This window comes from Massilia violaceinigra (assembly GCF_002752675.1).
GTDB classification, from domain to species: Bacteria; Pseudomonadota; Gammaproteobacteria; order Burkholderiales; family Burkholderiaceae_D; genus Telluria_A; species Telluria_A violaceinigra.
Genome location: NZ_CP024608.1, coordinates 3,838,773 through 3,858,732, shown reverse-complemented (window position 1 = coordinate 3,858,732; position 19,960 = coordinate 3,838,773). Strand labels below are relative to the sequence as shown.

The following is a 19,960-nucleotide window of genomic DNA, read 5'->3' as shown; positions in this document are numbered from 1 at the left end:
TATTACTTGAGGTTGACTCGGGCGACGCGGCCGTTGGTGGACGGCATGGCCACCGCATCGCCGCGCAGGGTGGCGCTCACGCCGTCGGGCTTGCCGACGATCAGGGTGACCGGTTCGCCGACTTCGACCGTTTCGACGGTACCGGCCTTGAGCAGGCGCGACAGCAATGGCGCACCCTTGGCGCGCCGTACTTCGACCCAGGAATCGGCGCGCACGTTCAGCACCAGGGTGTTCGATCCGGGAGGCGCGGCCGGGGTGGCGGCCGGGGTGGCGGCTGCTGTGGCGACCGGCGCGGTAGCCGGGGGCAGTACCGACACCAGCGGCGGCGACGGTGCGATGACCGGTTTGCGTTCGTCCGGCTTGACCAGGGTCGTTTCCAGCGGCGCGGTGACCGCTTTGTCGGCCACCACCGGCGCCGGCAGCACCGTCACGCTCGCTTGCGAACCGGAGGCGGCGGCCGGCGCGGTAGCCGGGGCGCTGCTGGAGAGCAGCGCCGACGGCACCAGGCCGAAATGCCAGGCCCCGGCAGCGACGGCCACCACCAGCACGGCCGCGCCGATCAGGCCCAGCGGCAGGCTGGAGCGCTTGCCGTTGGTCGGAAAACGCACTTCGGAAAAGGTGGCCGGCTTGTCGCGCCGCACGGTGCGGCTGCCCGGCTCAGCCAGTTCCGGGGTGTCGAGCGAAATCATGGCCACCAGCGGCGCCGCGTCGAGCTTGACGACCTTGGCGTAGGCGCGCACGAAACCGCGCACCACGGCCGGTCCCGGCAGGTTGGCGTAATCGCCCGCTTCCAGCGCGGTAACCTGGCGCACCGCCATTTTCAGCTGGTCGGCGACCTGCTCCACCGTCCAGCCCATCGCTTCACGCTGGGCGGCCAGGGTCTTGCCCGGCAAACCATGGTTCGCTCCGGCGTTCGCCCCCGCGTTCGCGCCCGCTGCTGGTTGTTCTGCCCGCTCTGAACTCATCGTCGTTCCTGTCTCACTCATCAAATGCACCGCGCTGGAAGGCTGCGAATTCGGGCGAGCCGGGATGACGCCGGCGCAGCTGGGTCACCAGGCTCGTCTCCGAATCCTTGTTGCCCAGCTTGCGCTCGACGCGGACCGCCAGCCACAGCACATCGGCGGGCAAGACTTCCGGTTTCGCGACCGTTTTCACGCGGTTGATATAATTACCGGCGCGCACGTAGTCGCGCCGCTCGTAGTAGATCCGCGCCAGACCCGCATTGACCGGCATCAAGTCGGGCTCGAAACGCAGGGCGTCGAGCAGGTAGCGCTCGGCCGCGTCGAAATTTTTCTGCTTGATGGCGCATCCGCCCGCGTTCACCATGGCCTTGACCGGCGACTGGTAGCGCGGGTTTTTCAGGGCGATCTCGAACTGGGCCATCGCCGCCGCGTAGCGCTCGGTCTGGCACAGGAAGGAGCCATAGTTGTTGTTCAGGTCGGGATTGAGCGGCGCCAGGCGCATCGCGCGCTGGTAATTCTCTTCGGCCAGCACCATCTCGCCCATGCTGGTGTAGATCAGCGCGCGCACGCTGTAGGCGTCGGCGATCTCGGGATCGATGGCGATTGCCTGCTTGATCTCGTCGAGGGCAACCGTGTAATTGCCTTCCTGGTAGTAACCGATAGCCAGCTGCATGCGGATCGACGCGCGCTTGTCCTTGCTGGTCTGGTCCGAGCTGGTTTTCAGTTCCGTCTTGCTGCCCTGCAGGCCGATGGCGCTGGCGGTGTCGTTGCGGGTGCTGGTGGTACTCACGCAGGCCGACAGCGCCATGCCGGCGGCGGCAAGCGCCAGCAGGCTGCGCAAGGGACGGGACGATTGCCGCGGCAGGCGCGCGCTCAAGAAGTAATCTCCACGATGCGCCCGAAGTCGGCGCCGAACTTCTTCTGATATTCAGCCATTTTTTCCATGCGCTCCTGTACGCGGGTACGGTCTTGCACTTCGCCGGCCAGCTGGCCGCAGGCGGCGTCGATATCGTCGCCGCGTGTTTTCCGAATCGTGGTCACGATGCCGGCATCCATCAGCACCTGGGCGAAGGCCTTGATGCGCGGATTCTTCGAGCGCAACAGGCCGGACTCAGGGAAAGGATTGAACGGAATCAGGTTGAATTTGCACGAGACGCCGACCGCCGGATCCAACACCAGCGCCACCAGCTCGCGGGCGTGCTCGTCGCTGTCGTTGACGCCGTCGAGCATGCAGTATTCGAACGTGATGAAGTCGCGCGGGGCGAATTCGAGGTAGCGGCGGCAGGCGGCCATCAGCTCGCGCAGCGGGTATTTTTTGTTCAGCGGAATCAGGCCGTCGCGCAGCGCATCGTTCGACGCGTGCAGGGAGACGGCCAGCGCCACCGGCACTTCCTGCGACAGCTTGTCCATCATCGGCACCACGCCCGAGGTCGACAGGGTCACGCGGCGGCGCGACAGGCCGTAGGCGTTATCGTCGAGCATGAGCTTGAGGGCGGTAACGGTCGGCTCGAAATTGAGCAGGGGCTCGCCCATGCCCATCATGACCACGTTGGTGATCTGGCGCTCGCCCTTGGGACCGGGTTCGATGCCCTTGGTGCGGCGCAGCTCGAATTCGGCCATCCACAGCTGGCCGATGATTTCGGCCACGGTCAGGTTGCGGTTGAAACCCTGCTTGCCGGTGGAACAGAAACGGCAGTTTACGGCGCAGCCGGCCTGGGTGGAAATGCACAGGGTGCCGCGGTTTTCTTCCGGGATGAACACGGTTTCGACCGCGTTGCCATTGCCCACGTCGACCAGCCACTTGCGCGTGCCGTCGGTCGAGGTGTGGTCGCTGATCACGGCCGGGGCGCGGATTTCCGCGCGCGTGGCCAGCTTGTCGCGCAGCGACTTGGCCAGGTCGGTCATGGTGTCGAACTCGCTGGCGCCGAACTGGTGTATCCAGCGCTGCAGCTGCTTGGCACGAAACGGCTTCTCACCCAAGTCGGCGCAGTAAGCGACGAGTTGCGCGGGATCGAAGTCCAGCAGGTTGGTGAGAGTCGTCATATGTATTCTTTATTAAGTCAGGACAAAGTTATTTCAAAAGCATGCTTCAACAGCGTCCCGCCCGCCCGGCGAACCGGACAAGCGGTGTGATGCAGGTCAAACAGTCACGGATGACTGATTAACGCGAGTACGCGTTCACTTCTGAAAGAAGTAAGCGATTTCCACAGCAGCGTTTTCAGCGGAGTCGGAGCCGTGAACAGCGTTGGCATCGATCGAATCGGCGAAATCGGCGCGGATCGTGCCTTTTTCTGCCTTCTTCGGATCGGTCGCACCCATCAGGTCGCGGTGCTTCAAGACGGCGTTTTCGCCTTCGAGCGCTTGCACCATGACAGGACCCGAGATCATGAATTCGACCAGGTCATTGAAGAATGGACGTTCACGGTGAACGGCGTAGAAGCCTTCTGCCTCGGCGCGCGACAGGTGCGTCATGCGGGCAGCAACCACTTTCAGGCCAGCGCCTTCAAAGCGGCTGTAGATTTGACCGATGACGTTTTTTGCAACTGCGTCTGGTTTGATGATCGACAGGGTGCGTTCGATTGCCATTTGTAAAAACTCCAATAAAAAGAAAGGTTTAATGTTGGGTGATGAGACCCAATCAACCTTCGATTTTACCATACAACACCCCTTTTTGAGGGATATTGCACGGCCGCCCGCAGAAGTGTTAGAGTGACGCCAGCAAATACACGCGGGCGCAAGCGCGATTTTGCGCGCTTTTCTCCCGCCGTGCTATTCTTTTAGTGAGCATTACTTTTTATCAATCGGAGGCACTATGTCAATCAGCATGCAAGACTACACCCTGGCGGGAAGCCAGGAAGTGCGTCATCGCGTATTGCGCAACACTTACTGGCTACTGGCCCTGTCGATGATTCCGACGGTGCTCGGCGCCGTCATCGGCGTGATGTTCAACCTGCCGGTGCCGCGCGGCTTGCTCGGTTTCGGCCTGTTCCTGGCCCTGTCCTGGGGTTTTATCTGGGGCATCGAGAAAACCAAGCACAGCGCCATGGGCGTCGTGGTGCTGCTGGGCTTTACCTTCTTCATGGGTATCTGGCTCACGCCGCTGCTTACGCGCACCCTGGGCTTTTCCAACGGCGGCACCCTGATCATGATGGCTTTCGGCGGCACGGCCAGCGTATTTGCCGTTCTGGCAAGTATCGCCACCGTGACCAAGCGCGATTTCTCGATGATGGGCAAGTGGCTGTTCGCCGGCGTCGTGGTACTGATCCTCGCCACCCTGGCCAACTACTTCCTGCAAATGCCGGCCCTGTGGCTGGCCATCTCGGTGATCGGTATCGCGATCTTTTCGGCGTACATCCTGTACGACGTGCAGCGTATCGTCAACGGCGGTGAAACCAACTATATCAGCGCCACCTTGAGCCTGTACCTGAACGTCTACATGATTTTCCAGTACGTGCTCTCCCTGCTGGGCCTGGGCGGCGAACGCGAATAAGCGTTTTCCCGGTCAATAAAAAACCGGCCTGCGGGCCGGTTTTTTTACGTCCGAAAAACTCCAGGGCGAGTAGCCGCGACTCAGAAATCGATTGCGAGCGACGCCTTGGCGCTGCGCGGCGCGCCGAAGGTCGAGGCGCCGCCATTGGTATTGGCCAGGTAGCGCTTGTCGGCCAGGTTCTCGACCGTGAGGCGGTACACCAGGCGCTGGCCCGATGCCAGCGCCTGGTCGTAGCGCAGGCCGGCATCGAGACGCACGTAGCCGCTGGCCAGCCAGGTATTGTGCAGGTCGACCGCCTTCTTGCCGCTGTAGTAAATACCGCCGTTCAGCGAGAGCCCCGGCGCCAGCGCCGCCAGCGCGTAATCGGCGAACAGCTTGGCCTGCCATGGCGGGACGCCCTGCGGCCGTTTGCCGATCAGGCTGAGGTTGGCCGTCTCCTCCACCCGCGCCTTGAGCCAGGCCGCGCCCGCGAGCAGGCGCAGCTTGCGCGTCAACGGCCCGCCCAGCGTCACTTCCACACCCTGGTGCAGCTCGCTGCCATCCTGCACGTACAGCTTGGCGGCATTGGTATATTCAAGCCCCTTGTCGATCTGGAACAGCGCGCCGCGCGGCCGGAAATGAGAATGATTCTTATTATCCCAAACGGCGCCGCCCCTTCCCTGCCTGGCCGCTACACCAGGTCGAACACGGCCATCGATTCCACGTGCGAGGTGTGCGGGAACATATTGACCACGCCCGCCTTGCTCAACTGGTAGCCCGCCTCGTGGGTCAGGATGCCGGCATCGCGCGCCAGGGTGGATGGACTGCACGAGACGTACACGATGCGCTTGGGCAGCATCTCGGGATGGCTCAGGCGCAGGGCGGCCAGGGCTTGCACCAGGGCCATGGCGCCGTCGCGCGGCGGGTCGATCAGCATGCGGTCGAACTTGCCGAGTTCGACCAGGTCTTCCGCCGTCACCTCGAACAGGTTGCGGGTCGAAAAGCTGGTCTTCTCCGACAGCCCGTTGGCGCGCGCATTCGACAGCGCGCGCTCGGTCAGGGTGGTGCTGCCTTCGATGCCGACCACTTCCCTGGCCTGCGTGGCCAGCGGCAAGGTAAAGTTGCCCAGGCCGCAGAACAGGTCGGCAACGCGGTCGCTCGGCTGCACCTCCAGCAGATTGAGCGCTTTTCCGACCAGCACCCGATTGATGTGGTGGTTGACCTGGGTAAAATCGACCGGCTTGAACGGCATCTTCACGCCGAACTCGGGCAGGGTGTAATACAGTTCCTTGCCTAGCGGATAGAACGGCGCGGCCGTTTCCGGACCCTTGGTTTGCAGCCACCACTGGATATTCCACTGGTCGGCAAAGCTTTTAAGCACCGTTTCATCGGCGCCAGTGAGCGGCGCCATGATGCGCAGCACCATGGCCGTGGTTTCCTCGCCGACCGCGATTTCGATCTGCGGCATCTGGTCGAAGATCGACAAGGCGCCCACCAGCGCGCGCAGCGGCAGCAGCATGGCGGCCACGTGCGGCGGCAGGATCTTGCAGTCGCTCATGTCGGCGACAAACGCCGAGCGCTTTTCGTGAAACCCCACCAGCACCGTATCTTTTTTGGCAACATGGCGCACCGACAGGCGCGCGCGGTAGCGGTAGCCCCAGGTCGGGCCATACATCGGGCGCATCACATTGCCCGGCTTGACCTTGCCGATATGCCACAAATTGTCTTCCAGCACGCGCTGCTTCATCGCCACCTGGGCCGAGGGCTCCAGGTGCTGCATCGAGCAGCCGCCGCAATTGTCGAAATGCGGGCATTTCGGTTCGACCCGCATCGACGACGGCTTGTGCAGCACCGTCATGCGCGCCGCTTCCCAGTTTTTCTTCTTCTTGAAGGTATGAAAGCTGACCTTTTCGCCCGGCAAGGCGCCCTCGACGAAGATGACCTTGCCCGGCGAACCGTCCTCGTTGGCGAGGTGGCCGACGCCGCGGGCGTCCATGTCCAGGGATTTGATGTCGAGAATGGTGTCTTGCATGGCGAAAAACACGCGCGAGGCGTGTGCAAAAGAGGATTAAGGGGAAAAGGAGGAGGAGGCGCGCAGCCGTGTCAGCCCGCGCGCATCATAGCAAGGAATCGCGCACCACGCCACGGGCGGCCATCGCCCGTTTCAGTTTGACCAGGGCTTCCTGCTGGATCTGGCGCACCCGCTCGCGCGTGACGCCCATCTCCTCGGCCAGGGTCTCCAGGGTGGCCGGATCGTCGTTGTCGAGCCCGAAACGGCGCATGATGACGATGCGCTGCTTGTCCGGCAAGCGCGTGAGCCAGTCGCGCACCAGCACCGTCATTTCATGGTGTTCGGCGCGGGCGTCGGGGCTGTCGTCGGCGTCGCCGGGCAGCATGTCCATCAGGCTCGACTGCGGATCGTTGTCGAGCGGGGCGTCGAGCGAGGTGGCGTGCTCGGACAGGGCCAGGATATCCTGCACTTCCTCGACCGGGCGCCCGACCAGGTGGGCGATGTCTTCGGCGCTGGCATCCTTGCCGTTGTGGTGCTGGGCTTCAAGGTGGTATTTGGCGCGCAGGATCTGGTTCAGCTCGCGCACCATGTGGACCGGCAGGCGCACCGTGCGCGCCTGGTTCATGATGGCGCGCTCGATGCTCTGGCGGATCCACCAGGTGGCGTAGGTGGAAAAGCGGAAACCGCGCTCCGGCTCGAACTTGTCGATGGCGCGCATCAGGCCGATGTTGCCTTCCTCGATCATGTCGAGCAGCACCACGCCGCGGTTGATGTAATGCTTGGCGATCGACACCACCAGCCGCAGGTTGTGCTCGATCATGGTCTGGCGCGCGGGAAAGTCGCCCGCCTTGGCCAGGGTGGCGTAGTGCACTTCCTGGGGCGCCGTGAGCAGCGCGCGGGTGCCGATCTGGTTCAGGTAGTGCTGGGTGGTATCGGTCGAGAGCTCGGCCGCCAGCACTTTTTTCAGCTCGTCGACGCTTTCGAGCACCGCGCCGGCCACCGGCACGGCATCGGCGCCAAGGCCGGGCTCCGCATCCGGGTCGATATCCGGGTCGATATCCGGATCGGCGTCGGCGTCGACCTCGGCCGGCTCGTCCGAAAACTCATCGGGAACCGGATCGTCGCCTTGCTGGTAGCTCGAATGCGTCATAGGGTCCACGGGCCGGTGTCGGATCAATTGCGCGGCAGTTCGTCAGCGGTTAGGCAGGAAACGCGAAGGATCGACCGGCTTGCCCTGCTGGCGGATCTCGAAGTGCAGCTTGACCGAATCGGCATCCGAATCGCCCATTTCGGCAATGATCTGGCCCTTGTTGACGCTCTGCCCTTCCTTGACCACGATGCTGCGGTTATGGGCATAGGCGGACAGCAGGCTGTTGCTGTGCTTCACAATCACCAGATTACCATAACCGCGGATGCCACTGCCCGCGTACATGACTTTTCCGGCGCCGGCGGCCATGACTTGCTGGCCCGCCTTGCCGGCGATATCGATTCCCTTGTTCTTGCCTTCGTCAAAGGTGGCGACGATCTTGCCGTCCGACGGCCACATCCAGCTCAGCTTTTCGTCGTCGGTGGCGGTCACGGTGCTGCCCGGCGTGACCGCGGGCAGCGGCGCGACGGCGACGGCCGGCGGCGGCGCGACGCGCTCGGGTTTCTCGGCCGGCTTCGGGTCCGGCCTGGCGGCGCCGCCCTCGTTTTTTTGCAGCTCGGCCAGCGCGCTGTCGCTGTAGGGGCGCTTGTCGGCGCGCGGCGAGGTCTTTTTGACCACGTCCGCGACCGGCGGCGGCGTCGGCTTTTTCGGTTCCGACGGCGGCATGTCGATCTTGCTGATCACCACGCTGTCCGGAGGCATCACGCGCAGCACCTGGTCGACCTTGATGTCGTTCGGATTGGCCAGGTTGTTCCACGCCACCAGGTCGCGGTAATTCTGGCCGTGATCGAGGGCGATGCGGATCAGGGTATCGCCCCGCTTGACCGTGTACATGCCGCGTTCGTCTTTAGCGTCGTCGGTGGCGCGCGGGGCGCGGATGTCGCCGGCCGGCAGGCGGTCGACCACAGGCACGGGACGGCGGGGAGCGGTATGACAGGCGCTGAGCAGGCCGATCGTAAGGAACAGCAGGGGAAGATGGCTTGTGTATTTCATTCTCATGTTATGTGTGTCGTGTTCTGTTAAGCTGGGGCGCGCACCATGGGCGCAGGCCGGGCGAACGCTTAAACGGTGCCCGGGCGCAAGGGCACGAAGTGGCAGCCTTCCAGGGTTTCGCTCATCCATTCGGCCTTGCCGGTACGGGTGATCAGTTGCAGGTGCTGGACCTGCGCACCCACCGGGGCGACCAGGCGGCCACCCACGCTGAGCTGATCGAGCAGTGCCTGCGGCACCTCCAGACCGGCCGCAGCCAGAATGATACCGTCGAATGGGGCGGCTTGGGGCAAGCCTAGCATACCATCTCCGTAGTGCAAGCGCAGATTCACGATGCGCAGATGGCGCAGATTGGTCTTGGCCAGCTCGTGCAATTGACGAATCCGCTCGACCGAATACACATCCTTGGCGATGCACGAGAGCACCGCCGCCTGGTAGCCGCAACCGGTGCCGATCTCCAGCACGCGGTTCAAGGGGCCGCCGTTGCGCAGCACTTCCAGCATGCGCGCCACGATGTAGGGACGGGAAATGGTCTGGTTGTGGCCGATCGGCAAGGATGCATCGATATAGGCCTGGGCCGACAGGGCCGGCTCGATGAAACGGTGGCGCTGCACGGTTTCGAGCGCACCCAGCACCACCGTATCCTTGACGCCCTGGCGCGCCACCCGCGCCACCATGGCGCGCCGGATCGCGTCCGACACGCCCATGTCGGGCCGCGGCGGCGTCACCGGCAGCGGCTGGGCGCGCAGCAGGGCGTCGCTGTGCGACTTCGAGGGCGATGCCACTACCCGTGCCACGTAGGGACTGGGGCCGTTCGGCTGCACCCCGTTCCTGGCGGCATTCCGGGTCGCGGTCTGGGGCGTGGCGACTCGTGGGGTCGCAACTTGCGGATTAGCAACCCGGGGCGTTGCCACCCTGGCGGGCGCGAAGGCGGGACCCTTGCGCGCATCGCCCGTCACCGACGACAGCGGCAGCGGAAAGGTGCTGCATTTGTCCGGCTTGTCGCTCATGCGAGGCCGCGCGAGAGCAGCGCCAGCTGGTCGCGATGGGTCAAATCGACCTGCAGCGGGGTGACCGAGACCTCGCCCTGGGCGGTGGCATGGAAATCGGTGCCCTCGCCGGCGTCGCGCGTGGCGCCCGGCGGGCCGATCCAGAAGATTTCGCGCCCGCGCGGATCGAGCCCGCGGATCACCGGTTCGGCCTGGTGACGCCGGCCCAGCCGGGTCGCGCGCACCGTGGTCAAGGCCTCGTAAGGCAGGTTGGGAATATTTACATTGAGCAAGTACGGCGATGGCAGCTCGTCGAAGCGGCGCAGCACGATGTCGCGCGCCAGGCGGGCGGCGCCATCGATGTGCTCCCAGCCGTGCGCCACCTGGGAAAAGGCGATCGCCGGAATGCCGAACAGATAACCTTCGGTCGCGGCCGCCACGGTGCCCGAATACAGGGTATCGTCGCCCATGTTCTGGCCATTGTTGATGCCGGACACGACCAGGTCGGGGCGGTAGTCGAGCATGCCAGTCAGGGCGATGTGGACGCAGTCGGTCGGCGTGCCGTTGACGAAGTAAAAGCCGTTGGCCGCCTTCTGCACCGACAGCGGGCGGTCCAGCGAGAGCGAATTGGACGCGCCGGAACGGTTGCTGTCGGGCGCCACGACGACGATCTCGGCCACCGCGGCGAGGGCCTCGGCCAGGGCCTGGATGCCGGGGGCGAGATAGCCGTCGTCATTGCTGATAAGAATTCTCATGCACCGATTTTACCTGATGCAATGAGCGCCACGCTGGCCCGCGCCCAACAAATTGTGCGCCGGGCGCGCCAGATGGCCTTAGCGGACGCTGACCGGGCGCCCGCCGACGGCGTCGGTGAGCGCCTGCTGCAGCGCCGAGACCTCGTCCTGGGCAAACGCGAGCAGCGCATCCTTGTCGTTGTTGCGCTGATAAACCTGCTTGATCAGGGCTACCCCGCGCAGGCGCAGCAGTGCCGGCACATTGCGCCGAAGCACGATTTTGCGCAGGCTGTCGGCCAGTGCGCGCGCCTCGCGTTCGCAGCGCTGGTCGATCAGTTCCTGCAGCTGGGCCAGCTTATGGCCGAGACTGTCGCCGCTGTCGGGCGCGTCGAGGATGCCGCTGCGCCGCACGCCGCCCTGCTGCACGCTGTCGGCCAGCTTGCGCGCGTCGACGCCGTGCCCCTGGCGCGAAGGCGTGGACGCCAGCGCCATGTTGATGTCGCGGGTGTGCGTGTCGTCGCTGCCGTGCACCTGCTCGTGCACGTCGACCAGCTTTTGCTGCAGGCGCCGGGCCGCGTCCAGGTCGCCCTGCTCGCTCAGGGTCGAGGCCAGCCGGGTCTGGCTGGTGATGGTGTCGGGATGGTCCGCCCCGAGGCAGCGCTCGCGGCTTTTGGCCAGCAGTTCGAGCATCGCGCGCACTCCGCCCAGATCGCTCTGGGCGGCCATGATTTCGGCCAGCAGCTCGCGCGCCTGCATCGTGGCTGGATGGTCGGGCCCGGCGTTGCGTTCGCGCGCGCCGGCCACCCCTTCCTGCAGCTTGCGCGCATTGCCCAGGTCGCCCAGTTCCAGCAGCAGGGCCGCCAGCTGCTGGGCGCAGCGCAGGCTGTCCTCGTGCTCGCTGCCGAGCAGGCGCTCGCGCCCTTCCAGCACCCGTTCGTAGACCATGCGCGCGCGGCTGAACTCGCCATGGCGGGCCAGGGTCTGGGCTTGCCCCGCCAGGCGGTCCAGGGTGTGCAGGTGGCCGCAGCCGAGCACGCGTTCACTGGCCTCGATGATCTGTTCGTGCAGGCCCAGCGCGCGCGCGAATTCGCCGGCGTGAGCCAGCGTCGCGGCCAGCGCGGCGCGCGCGGCCAGGGTGTCGGGATGGTCGGTCCCGAGCAGGCGCGCGCAATCGTCGACGAGCAACTCCTGCAGCAGGCGCGCCTCCGCCGTCCGCCCTTGCTGGCGCAGCAGCACCGCCAGCAGGGCCCGGGTGGCGCGGGTGTCGGCATGCTCGTCGCCGAGCAGGCGCTGGCGCAGGCTGGTGCTTTCTTCAAAGCAGGCAATGGCGTCGTCGACGCGCCCGTTGCCGCGGTACAGCAGGCCGAGCTGGTACAGGTCGTGCGCCAGCGGCAGCGACAGCGCCGTGGTGATGCCCCGCCCCAGGCGCTCGCGGGCAGCGCTGATGGCGGCGCACAGGCGCACCTCGGCGTGCGATTGCCAGGGGAAATAATTGCCGCTCATCCAGTCGAGCAAGGTGGAGAAGGTGCGTGCCGGCGAAAAGCGGTCGCAATCGCGTTCGGCGCCCGCCGCCAGCGCTTCGCCGCCGGCCACCGCATGGATCTGCTGCAACTGGATTTCATCGAAATAGCTGTCGAGCGAGATGCGCGCCACGCCGTAACACTGGCGCAGCAACTGCTCGATCACGCTCTGGTAGCCGGCCAGCGCGCGCTGCGGGTCGCCGCGCCGCCACAGCAGGCGGCGCTGGACGTCGGCGCTGTCGATCGACGAGGGCAGCGGATAGACCAGCAGCGGGCGCTGTTCATCCTCGTGGCTGCAGCGGTAATCGATGGCGCGCGTGACCACCCCCGACAGCCCGTCCAGGCTGCCCTGGTTGGGCGTGAACACGGCCACCAGCCGGCGCGGCAGCAAGGTGGTGCAGATGCTCACGGCGGCCGAGCGCCCGCTGCGCGCATCGACCAGCACGTGGGCGAAGCGCTGCGCCATGTAGTCGGCGAAGCAACGGAACAGCGCCGGACACGCCTCGAACAAGCCATCCCAGTCGAACTGGTCGGCGCGCTCGCCGTAACTGTCGTCGAAGCGGCCGGCGCGCATCAGGTACAGCGGGCGGCTCTGGTCGACCCGTTCCACGAACGGTTCCCAGTCGACCGCCTCGAGCACCTGGCGCGCCAGCGCGGCATCGTCGCGCGCGGCGGCGCCGCGCCCGAACAGGCGCAGGTGATCGCGGCAAGCCTGGAAATATTCAAGCAGGCCGGGCCGTTCTCCGGGGCGCTCGAAATAATGGTGCAGGCCCGGCGCGGCGGTGTCGAAGTCGATCATCAGCACCGGCACGGTCGCGTTTTGCCGTCCGGCCAGCAGCAGCGCCATGGTCGACAGGGCCGTGCTGCGCGCCGAGCCGCTCTCGAACGAATAGAACGTCGTCACGTCACCGGGGCCGGCCAGCGGCGGCAGGGTAATGCGTTTGATTTCCATGTTGCTCCTCTTATTTTTTCGGAAAAGTCAGATCCGGCAGATCGCGCCACACGGGTGGGACATCGGGAAGCACGAATTGGTTGCAATCATGGCCGACAGGGGTGTACTTTTTTAGGTACTCATACTGGATGACAATCCTGTTCACGATCTTTTTGATATCGGGCAGGAACTCCGGGTGCGATTTCAGGTCGCCCGTCGCCATCGTGAAATGCGAAAAATCCACGTAAAAATTGGAACCGGCAATCTGGGGCGGCAGGCGGGCCGGGTGCATGGTCATAATCACGGGAATAATCAGGTGGCTGGGCATGGTGTACCACCGACTTCGCTCGGCCTCGATCTGCTGCATGGCCGCGAACTCGCGCCGCGTGTACCCGTGGGCCTCGTACTTGGGCGAGTAGATCAGGATCATGGTGACGCTCTCGCACATGGCGCGCGCGATGCGGCGGTCGATATCGTCGCCGCCGCCGAGCTGTTCCGTGTCAATGAACAGCTCGTCCTCATTGTCAAAATACGGTTCCAGATAGCAGCGGATGGCGTCCGACAGGGCGATCTTGAACTGGTTCATCAGTCCATCGCGGCGACCGTGGGCGTAACTAAAGAAACAGCCATAACGGATTGCCATGTCAGCCTCCCTCTCCGGTGGTCCCACTGATGCGCTCGCGCTGTCGACTTTAACAAGCGCGGCCGAGGTGGCTTTGCGCACGCGCAAACCGCTGAGTGTCCCGGCCGGGCCCGGCGCGTTTCAGCCGTCCGCCGCCAACCCGGGCGCACGGAATTGAGGCATAATAAAAAATCAAACGGTCGTACTATTTTTTTATAACACTCATCGGAGACACCAATGAAAGCCGTGGTTTGCAAAGCGTGGGGGCTGCCCGACAGCCTGGTAGTGGAACAAGTGGCCGCCCCGGTGGCCGGACCCGGCCAGGTGCTGCTCGACGTGAAGGCGGCCGGGGTCAACTTCCCGGACGTGCTGATCATCCAGGGCAAGTACCAGTTCAAGCCCGAGCTGCCATTTACCCCCGGCAGCGAACTGTCGGGCGTGGTCAGCGCGCTGGGCGAGGGAGTGACCAACGTCAAGCTGGGCGACCGGGTGATCGCGTTTACCGCCCAGGGCGCGTTCGCGCAGCAGATCGTGGTGCCGGCCCAGGCGGTCATGCCGATGCCGCCCGGCATGGATTTCGACACCGCCGCCGCCATCACCCTCACCTACGGCACCTCGCACCACGCGGTGGTCGACCGCGCCGCCCTCAAGGCGGGCGAAACGATGCTGGTGCTGGGCGCGGCCGGGGGCGTGGGCCTGGCCGCCATTGAAATCGGCAAGGCGCTTGGCGCGCGCGTGATCGCGGCCGCGTCCACCGACGACAAACTGGCGGTGTGCCGCGAGCATGGCGCGGACGCCACCATCAACTACAGCAACGAGGATTTGCGCGAAGCGATCAAGGCCGCCACCGACGGCAAGGGGCCGGATGTGATCTACGATCCGGTGGGCGGCATCTACGCCGAGCCGGCCTTCCGGTCGATCGGCTGGCGCGGGCGTTACCTGGTGGTCGGATTTGCCAACGGCGACATCCCCAAGCTGCCGCTCAACCTGACCCTGCTCAAGGGCGCCTCGCTGATGGGCGTGTTCTGGGGCGAGTTCGCCAAGCGCGAACCGAAGGCCAATATGGCGGCCATGCGCGAACTGATGGGATGGCTGGCCGAAGGCAAGATCCGGCCGCGCATATCAGGCCGCTACGCACTGGAACAGACGGCGCAGGCACTGAACGACATGGCCGCGCGCAAGGTCACCGGCAAGGTGGTGATCGTGCCGGACGCCTGAGCTGCCGGGCGGCCAAGCCGCCTCTACTTGGCCTGCTGCGCGATCCAGGCATTCATCCTGGTCTCCAGCAGCGCCAGCGGCAAGGTGCCGTCGGCCAGCACCGCATCGTGGAACTTCGCCAGGCTGAACTTGTCGCCCAGCGCCGTCTGCGCGCGCTGGCGCAGTTCCATGATCTTCAGCGCCCCCACCTTGTAGCCCAGCGCCTGCGCCGGCCACGCCATGTAGCGTTCGGTCGCGTTGCGCGCATCGTCTTCGGTGCTGCCGGCCTCATCGACCAGGAAACGGATGGTCTGCTCGCGCGTCCAGCCCTTGGCGTGCAGGCCGGTATCGACCACCAGCCGGGCCGCGCGCATCATGTCGAGCATCAGGTGGCCGGCATAGGCGTTCGGGTCTTCATACAAGCCCATTTCCTTGCCCAGCGATTCGGCGTACAGGGCCCAGCCTTCGATATAGGCATTGTTGCCGCCGAACTTGCGGAACTTTGGAATCGGCAACTCCTGCTGCTTGGACAACTGGAAATGGTGGCCGGGATGGCCTTCGTGCAGGAACAGCGACGTCATGCGCGTGCTGGCGTATTTGGCCGGATCGGGAATCACGGCCCAGAAGATGCCCGGACGCGAGCCATCCGCCGCCGCGGCCGTGTAATGGTCGGACGCGGTATCGCGCGACAGGGCCGGTTCGGCGCGGATTTCCAGCGGCGCCTTGGGCATGGTCGCAAACAGGCGCGGCAGCATCGGCAGGATGCGCGCGTTCAGCGCCCGGTAGGCCTGCAGCACGTCTTCCTCGGTCTTGAACGGCCGGTACTTGGGCTGCTGCGTCAGCCAGCGCGGCAAGCCGGCCGGCGCCCCCGTGTAGCCCAGCTTGGGCGCCAGCCTGGTGAATTCGGCATTGATGCGGGTCATCTCGGCCAGCCCGATGCGGTGGATTTCTTCCGGCGCCAGCGCGCTCGTGGTTTGCGCCGCCACCCAGGCGCGGTACCAGTTGCCGCCGTCCGGCAGGCTGCCCCAGCCGGCGGTCTCGCGCGCGGCCGGCAGGTATTCGGTTTCCAAAAAGGCGGCCAGCTTGCGCAGCGACGGCAGCACCTGCACCCGCACCGCTTCGCGGTAGGCGCCCGTCATGCGCGCCTTTTCGCCCTTGCTGAACGATGCCGGCAGCGCGCGCACCGGCGCGGCGTACTGGCTGGTGTCGACCGTTGCGGCGGCCAGCGCCTTGATCTGCGGCAGCAGCGCCTGCACCAATGCCTTGGGCTGCACCACGCCTTGCTTGATGCCGGTGCGCATGTTGGCAATCGCCGCGTCGGTCCACTGCGGCAACGCCGTGATGCGCTTGAGGTAAGCCTGGTAATGGGCCACGGTGGCCAGCGGCTGCGAGCCATCGCCGGCGCCGAAATTGGCCAGCAGCACGGGCAGGCTGTCCATCTGGTTCATCGGCAGCAGGTAATCCTTGAGCGACTCGAAGCGCAGCAGGTTGTTGACCTCGAAACCGAGGATGTCGTAGGTGGTCAGGTCGAGCGCCGTGAGTTTACTGCGGTCGATCCGGGCCAGCTCGTCGCGCACCTCGTGCAGCATGGCGAACTGGCGCGCCCGCACCGATGGCACGAGGGTCATCGGCAGCAAGTCGTCGAAGCGGTTGTCGCCGGCGAAGGTGGCGTTGACCGGCTCGTAGCGCGCCTGCTCCTCGTAATAGCGTTCGGCCAGCTGGGCCAGCTGCGCAGCCGGATTGGCGGCCATTTTTGCCTCAGCGGCCAGAGGCGGCGGCGCGGGAACCTGGGCCTTGATCCGGGCCGCAGCCTGGTCCACGGCGCCAGCGGCCACGGTCGTGCCCATCAAGGCGGAAAGTAACAGCGAGCGCAGCACGGTCATGGCTTAGTCCTGGATTTCTTGAGGCGGTTTAAAAAAGGCGATCACATCTTCCTGCAGGCGGGTGCGCTTGAATGACGGCAGACTCTGCCAGACGCGCTTGCCGTACGACTTGGAAATGAGGCGCGGGTCGCAGATCATCAGCACGCCGCGGTCGGCCTCGTCGCGGATCAGGCGCCCTGCCCCCTGCTTGAGGTTGATGATGGCCTCGGGCAGGGTGTGGTGCATGAAGCCGTTCAAGCCCTGCTTTTCCATCACGTCGATGCGCGCGGCCAGCACCGGATCGTCGGGCGGCGCGAACGGCAGCTTGTCGATGATCACCAGCGACAGCGCATCGCCGCGCACGTCGACGCCTTCCCAGAAACTTTGCGAGCCGACCAGCACGCCGTTACCGGCATTGCGGAAGGAATCGAGCAATTCGGTGCGGCCGCGCTCGCCCTGGACGAAGAGCGGAAAGTCGAGCCCGCGCTTGGCGAACTCGTCGCGCAGGCGCTCGGACACCTGCTTGACCGCGCGGATCGTGGTGCACAGGAAAAAGGTGCGTCCGCCGGCCGCCTCGATCACCGGCAGTGCGCAATCGATGACGGCGTCGGTGTAGCCGAAGGAATTCGGTTCCGGCAAGCCGTTCGGCACGTACAGCAAGCCCTGCTCTTCGTAGTTGAACGGGCTCGGCCAGGTTTTGGCCGGCTCGCCCGTCAAGCCCATCTGGTTCGAGAAATGCTTGAAGTCATTCTTGACCGCCAGGGTGGCCGAGGTAAAGATCCAGCTGCGCGGCGTGCCTTCGCGCTGGTTATTGAAGATCGGCGCGATCGACAGCGGCGTCTTGTGCAGCTGCAGCGAAGATGAAAACGCCTCCACCCACAGCACCGCCTGGTCGCCTTCGACCACTTTTCCCTTGCCATCCTGCTTCCAGGCGTCCAGCGCGGCGGCCAGTTCGACCGCGCGCACCCGCACCTGCTCGATGGTTTCGGCGCGCGCGGCCTGGTCTTCGAGCACGTCGATCATCTCGGCCAGCTTTTCCTTGAGCGTATTGAGAGCCGGGAAAAACTCGGACGACGGCATGATCTGCGCCAGCGACAGGCGCATGATGTCTTGCGGGAAGGTCAGGCGCAGGTCGCGCGCGGCCTTTTCGACCACCGTGACCACTTTGGCCCAGTCCGGGCCGCCGCGCGCGTGCGCCAGGCCCTCGGCCAGCACGTCGCGGCACAGTTCCAGGATTTGCGAGGTCGACACCGTCTGGCCGAAGAACAAGGTGGCCGTGTCGGGCAACTGGTGCGCTTCGTCGAAGATGATGGTATTGGCCGACGGCAGCAGCTCGGCCACGCCGGTATCTTTCAGCGCCACGTCGGCGAAGAACAGGTGGTGGTTGACCACCACCACATCGGCCTGCTGGGCTTCGCGGCGCGCCTTCATCACGAAGCAATCCTGGTAATACTGGCACTCGGCGCCCATGCAGGTGTCGCGCGTGGAGGTGACCAGGTTCCAGATCAGGGCGTTTTCCGGTACCTTGGACAGTTCGGCCTTGTCGCCGGACGTCGTCATCTTGATGAAGCGCGAGATTTCGCGCAGGTTGCCGACGTCGTCGCGCGAGGTCATGCGCCCGTTCTGCAGGGTGCGTTCGAGATGGTAATGGCAGACGTAGTTCGAGCGGCCCTTGAGCAGCGCCACCGAAACCGGCGCCTTGAGGGCGGCGCGCACGGTCGGGATGTCGCGCAGGAACAACTGATCCTGCAAGTTCTTGGTGCCGGTCGAAATGATGGTCTTGCCGCCCCACAGCAGCGCCGGGACCAGGTAGGCGAAGGTTTTTCCGGTGCCGGTGCCAGCCTCGGCGATCAGCGTGCTCTGGTCGGCGATGGCCTGGGCGATCGACTTGGCCATGTCGGTCTGCGAGCGGCGCGGGCTGAAGCTGCCGACGGAGGGCGCGAGCGGGCCGCCCGCGCTGAACAGGCGGTCGACTTCGGCATCGTGTTTGCCGGCGGGCGGCGCATCGTCGCCGTCGGCGGCGGCAGGGAGCGCGTCGCGTAGCGCCCCGGGCGCGAGTAGAGGATCGGTCAAGGTGGCATTTCAGTGAAGCGAAGACGGATCAGGCCGGGACATCAGGCACCAATTGCATTTTCAACAGGGTAATATGGTCTTTCAGTTGCAACTTGCGCTTTTTGAGCCGGCGCAGCTGCAACTGGTCGTGGTGCCCGTCCAGGGTCAACATATCTATGACCGCATCCAGGTCGCGATGTTCCACATCGAGTTCGATCAGGCGGCGCTGGATAGTGTGGACATCGTTCATGTGTGGCATTCCAGACAAGTTCATTTCAAAAATTTCATCAACTGCTGCCCAAAAACGCATACAATCGGAAACAATTTTTGTCGCACAGAAAAATGTATCTGCTTGCAACAAGGAGGCGACTCAGTGCATAGTTTAATCTACGGCGCCGTTGCAGCCAATAATATCGAATACGACAGCCGAGAGAGTCGTATGGTAACGCAGCCAGGACTTTTACCCCAAGCATATGAATGACTACAAGATCGAGGCCGGAACCGCGCAGCATATCGGTAACAGGCCAGAGCAGACCGACCGCACCGCCCTGTTCACGGGGGCACGCGCGCCCGGCTACATGATGGCGGTGCTGGCCGATGGCGTATCCGGCGGCGCCACCGCGTCCGACCAGGTGCTGCTGACGGCCAAGCAGCAATTCGACAATTTCAAGCCGGGCGACGATCCCAGCATCGAGCGCCTGCAGACATTGCTGCGCGAGATCGTGCTTGAAACCCACACGGTTCTCAATCTCAATGCGCTCACCAGCAAGACCGAGGCGCATACGACCTTCGTCGGGCTGGTGATCACGCCCAAGGGCACGGCGGTGTGGGCGCATGTGGGCGATTCGCGCCTGTACCGCTTCACCCGGGCCGAGTGCGCGGTGCGCACCAGCGACCTGCCCTACGTCGAGCACCTGGTCGGCACCGACAAGCTGCCGCTGGAAGCGGCCAAGAATCACCGCCATTCCAAGCTGCTGGTCAATGTACTGGGCAACAGCCGCAAGGAGCCGTTCGTGGCCGTGGGCTTCCACGAAAACCTGGCTGCGGGCGACACCTTTCTGCTGGCGTCGGACGGGCTGTGGCACTTCTTCACGGACAGCGAACTGGGCGCCGTGACGAGCAAGAACACGCCGCGCCAGGCGTCGGAACTGCTGATCAACAAGGCGGTGGAACGGGCCCAGGGCAAGGGCGGCAATTGCACCATGGCGATCATCAAACTGGTCAAGCCACCCAAGGAAGTGCCGAATTACACGGTCGAACGGATGCGCCGGGCGGTCTGAGGAGTTTGCGCGTTCCGCTAGCTCGTCGTTCCCGCTAGCTCGTCGTTCCCGCTAGCTCGTCGTTCCCGCTAGCTCGTCGTTCCCGCGCAGGCGGGAACCCAAGTCCGTAATATAGTCGCGGACTATCGAAACTTGGGTTCCCGCCGAGTGCCGCCTTGGCGCGGGAAGTCGGTTCTGGCAATGCCAGAGACGAC

Annotated in this window: 17 protein-coding genes and 1 pseudogene; 3 read left to right on the top strand and 15 right to left on the bottom strand. The window is 64.8% G+C overall.

What is annotated here, in order from left to right; translation table 11 throughout:
• Positions 1 to 2: 2 nt before the first annotated feature.
• The 4 genes and pseudogenes from CR152_RS17230 to ndk form a co-directional block, all read right to left on the bottom strand.
• Positions 3 to 965, bottom strand: coding sequence for a helix-turn-helix domain-containing protein (locus tag CR152_RS17230; protein WP_099876381.1), 963 nt, complete (start codon positions 963 to 965; stop codon positions 3 to 5).
• Positions 966 to 978: 13 nt separating this feature from the next.
• Positions 979 to 1,839 carry a type IV pilus biogenesis/stability protein PilW gene (pilW, locus tag CR152_RS17225; RefSeq protein ID WP_229413430.1) on the bottom strand — a complete coding sequence of 287 codons (861 nt, stop codon included), beginning with the start codon at positions 1,837 to 1,839 and terminating at the stop codon, positions 979 to 981.
• Positions 1,836 to 3,005, bottom strand: a complete 1,170-nt coding sequence (gene rlmN / locus CR152_RS17220) for a dual-specificity RNA methyltransferase RlmN (protein WP_099876378.1) — start codon at positions 3,003 to 3,005, stop codon at positions 1,836 to 1,838. The genes pilW and rlmN overlap by 4 nt, the downstream gene beginning before the upstream one ends.
• Before the next feature lie 118 nt (positions 3,006 to 3,123).
• Positions 3,124 to 3,548, bottom strand: a pseudogene (ndk, locus tag CR152_RS17215) (nucleoside-diphosphate kinase).
• A gap of 226 nt (positions 3,549 to 3,774) precedes the next feature.
• On the opposite strand from ndk, the gene CR152_RS17210 reads away from it, so the two are divergent.
• Positions 3,775 to 4,452 carry a Bax inhibitor-1/YccA family protein gene (locus tag CR152_RS17210; protein ID WP_099876374.1) on the top strand — a complete coding sequence of 226 codons (678 nt, stop codon included), beginning with the start codon at positions 3,775 to 3,777 and terminating at the stop codon, positions 4,450 to 4,452.
• 80 nt (positions 4,453 to 4,532) lie between these two features.
• Here CR152_RS17210 and CR152_RS33070 read toward each other — a convergent pair whose 3' ends face one another.
• The 8 genes from CR152_RS33070 to CR152_RS17170 form a co-directional block, all read right to left on the bottom strand.
• Positions 4,533 to 5,000 carry a TonB-dependent receptor domain-containing protein gene (locus CR152_RS33070; protein WP_157778561.1) on the bottom strand — a complete coding sequence of 156 codons (468 nt, stop codon included), beginning with the start codon at positions 4,998 to 5,000 and terminating at the stop codon, positions 4,533 to 4,535.
• Positions 5,001 to 5,122: 122 nt separating this feature from the next.
• The gene (rlmD, locus tag CR152_RS17200) at positions 5,123 to 6,463 is read right to left on the bottom strand and encodes a 23S rRNA (uracil(1939)-C(5))-methyltransferase RlmD (protein WP_099882422.1); all 1,341 of its coding nucleotides are present in this window, start codon (positions 6,461 to 6,463) and stop codon (positions 5,123 to 5,125) included.
• A gap of 85 nt (positions 6,464 to 6,548) precedes the next feature.
• Entirely contained in the window at positions 6,549 to 7,592 is a 1,044-nt protein-coding gene (gene rpoS / locus CR152_RS17195; protein WP_099876369.1) for an RNA polymerase sigma factor RpoS, read from the bottom strand.
• Between the two features lie 42 nt (positions 7,593 to 7,634).
• Positions 7,635 to 8,582: a peptidoglycan DD-metalloendopeptidase family protein gene (locus tag CR152_RS17190; protein WP_099876367.1), complete on the bottom strand. Its 948-nt coding sequence runs from the start codon at positions 8,580 to 8,582 to the stop codon at positions 7,635 to 7,637.
• Positions 8,583 to 8,650: 68 nt separating this feature from the next.
• Positions 8,651 to 9,589 (bottom strand): protein-L-isoaspartate(D-aspartate) O-methyltransferase, encoded by a 939-nt coding sequence (locus tag CR152_RS17185; RefSeq protein WP_099876365.1) that lies wholly within the window; start codon positions 9,587 to 9,589, stop codon positions 8,651 to 8,653.
• Positions 9,586 to 10,323, bottom strand: a complete 738-nt coding sequence (surE, locus tag CR152_RS17180) for a 5'/3'-nucleotidase SurE (RefSeq protein WP_099876363.1) — start codon at positions 10,321 to 10,323, stop codon at positions 9,586 to 9,588. The genes CR152_RS17185 and surE overlap by 4 nt, the downstream gene beginning before the upstream one ends.
• Before the next feature lie 78 nt (positions 10,324 to 10,401).
• Positions 10,402 to 12,774, bottom strand: coding sequence for a tetratricopeptide repeat protein (locus CR152_RS17175; RefSeq protein ID WP_157778560.1), 2,373 nt, complete (start codon positions 12,772 to 12,774; stop codon positions 10,402 to 10,404).
• 10 nt (positions 12,775 to 12,784) lie between these two features.
• Entirely contained in the window at positions 12,785 to 13,477 is a 693-nt protein-coding gene (locus tag CR152_RS17170; RefSeq protein WP_229413429.1) for a toll/interleukin-1 receptor domain-containing protein, read from the bottom strand.
• A 135-nt stretch (positions 13,478 to 13,612) separates the two neighbouring features.
• Here CR152_RS17170 and CR152_RS17165 point away from each other — a divergent pair, with 135 nt between their 5' ends.
• Positions 13,613 to 14,593, top strand: coding sequence for an NADPH:quinone oxidoreductase family protein (locus tag CR152_RS17165; protein WP_099876359.1), 981 nt, complete (start codon positions 13,613 to 13,615; stop codon positions 14,591 to 14,593).
• A 23-nt stretch (positions 14,594 to 14,616) separates the two neighbouring features.
• Here the strand turns inward: CR152_RS17165 and CR152_RS17160 are convergent, their stop codons facing one another.
• Genes CR152_RS17160 through CR152_RS17150 form a run of 3 tightly spaced genes read right to left on the bottom strand, consistent with a single transcriptional unit; the run spans position 14,617 to position 18,736 of the window.
• On the bottom strand, positions 14,617 to 16,455 hold the full coding sequence (locus tag CR152_RS17160) for a DUF885 domain-containing protein (protein ID WP_229413428.1): 1,839 nt from the start codon (positions 16,453 to 16,455) through the stop codon (positions 14,617 to 14,619).
• Between the two features lie 3 nt (positions 16,456 to 16,458).
• A complete protein-coding gene (gene yoaA, locus CR152_RS17155; protein WP_099876357.1) occupies positions 16,459 to 18,507 on the bottom strand; it encodes a DNA repair helicase YoaA in 2,049 nt (682 codons plus the stop codon).
• 28 nt (positions 18,508 to 18,535) lie between these two features.
• Positions 18,536 to 18,736 (bottom strand): YdcH family protein, encoded by a 201-nt coding sequence (locus CR152_RS17150; RefSeq protein ID WP_099876356.1) that lies wholly within the window; start codon positions 18,734 to 18,736, stop codon positions 18,536 to 18,538.
• A gap of 223 nt (positions 18,737 to 18,959) precedes the next feature.
• Between CR152_RS17150 and CR152_RS17145 the strand changes: the two genes are divergently transcribed.
• On the top strand, positions 18,960 to 19,766 hold the full coding sequence (locus tag CR152_RS17145; protein WP_099876354.1) for a PP2C family protein-serine/threonine phosphatase: 807 nt from the start codon (positions 18,960 to 18,962) through the stop codon (positions 19,764 to 19,766).
• Positions 19,767 to 19,960 lie beyond the last annotated feature (194 nt).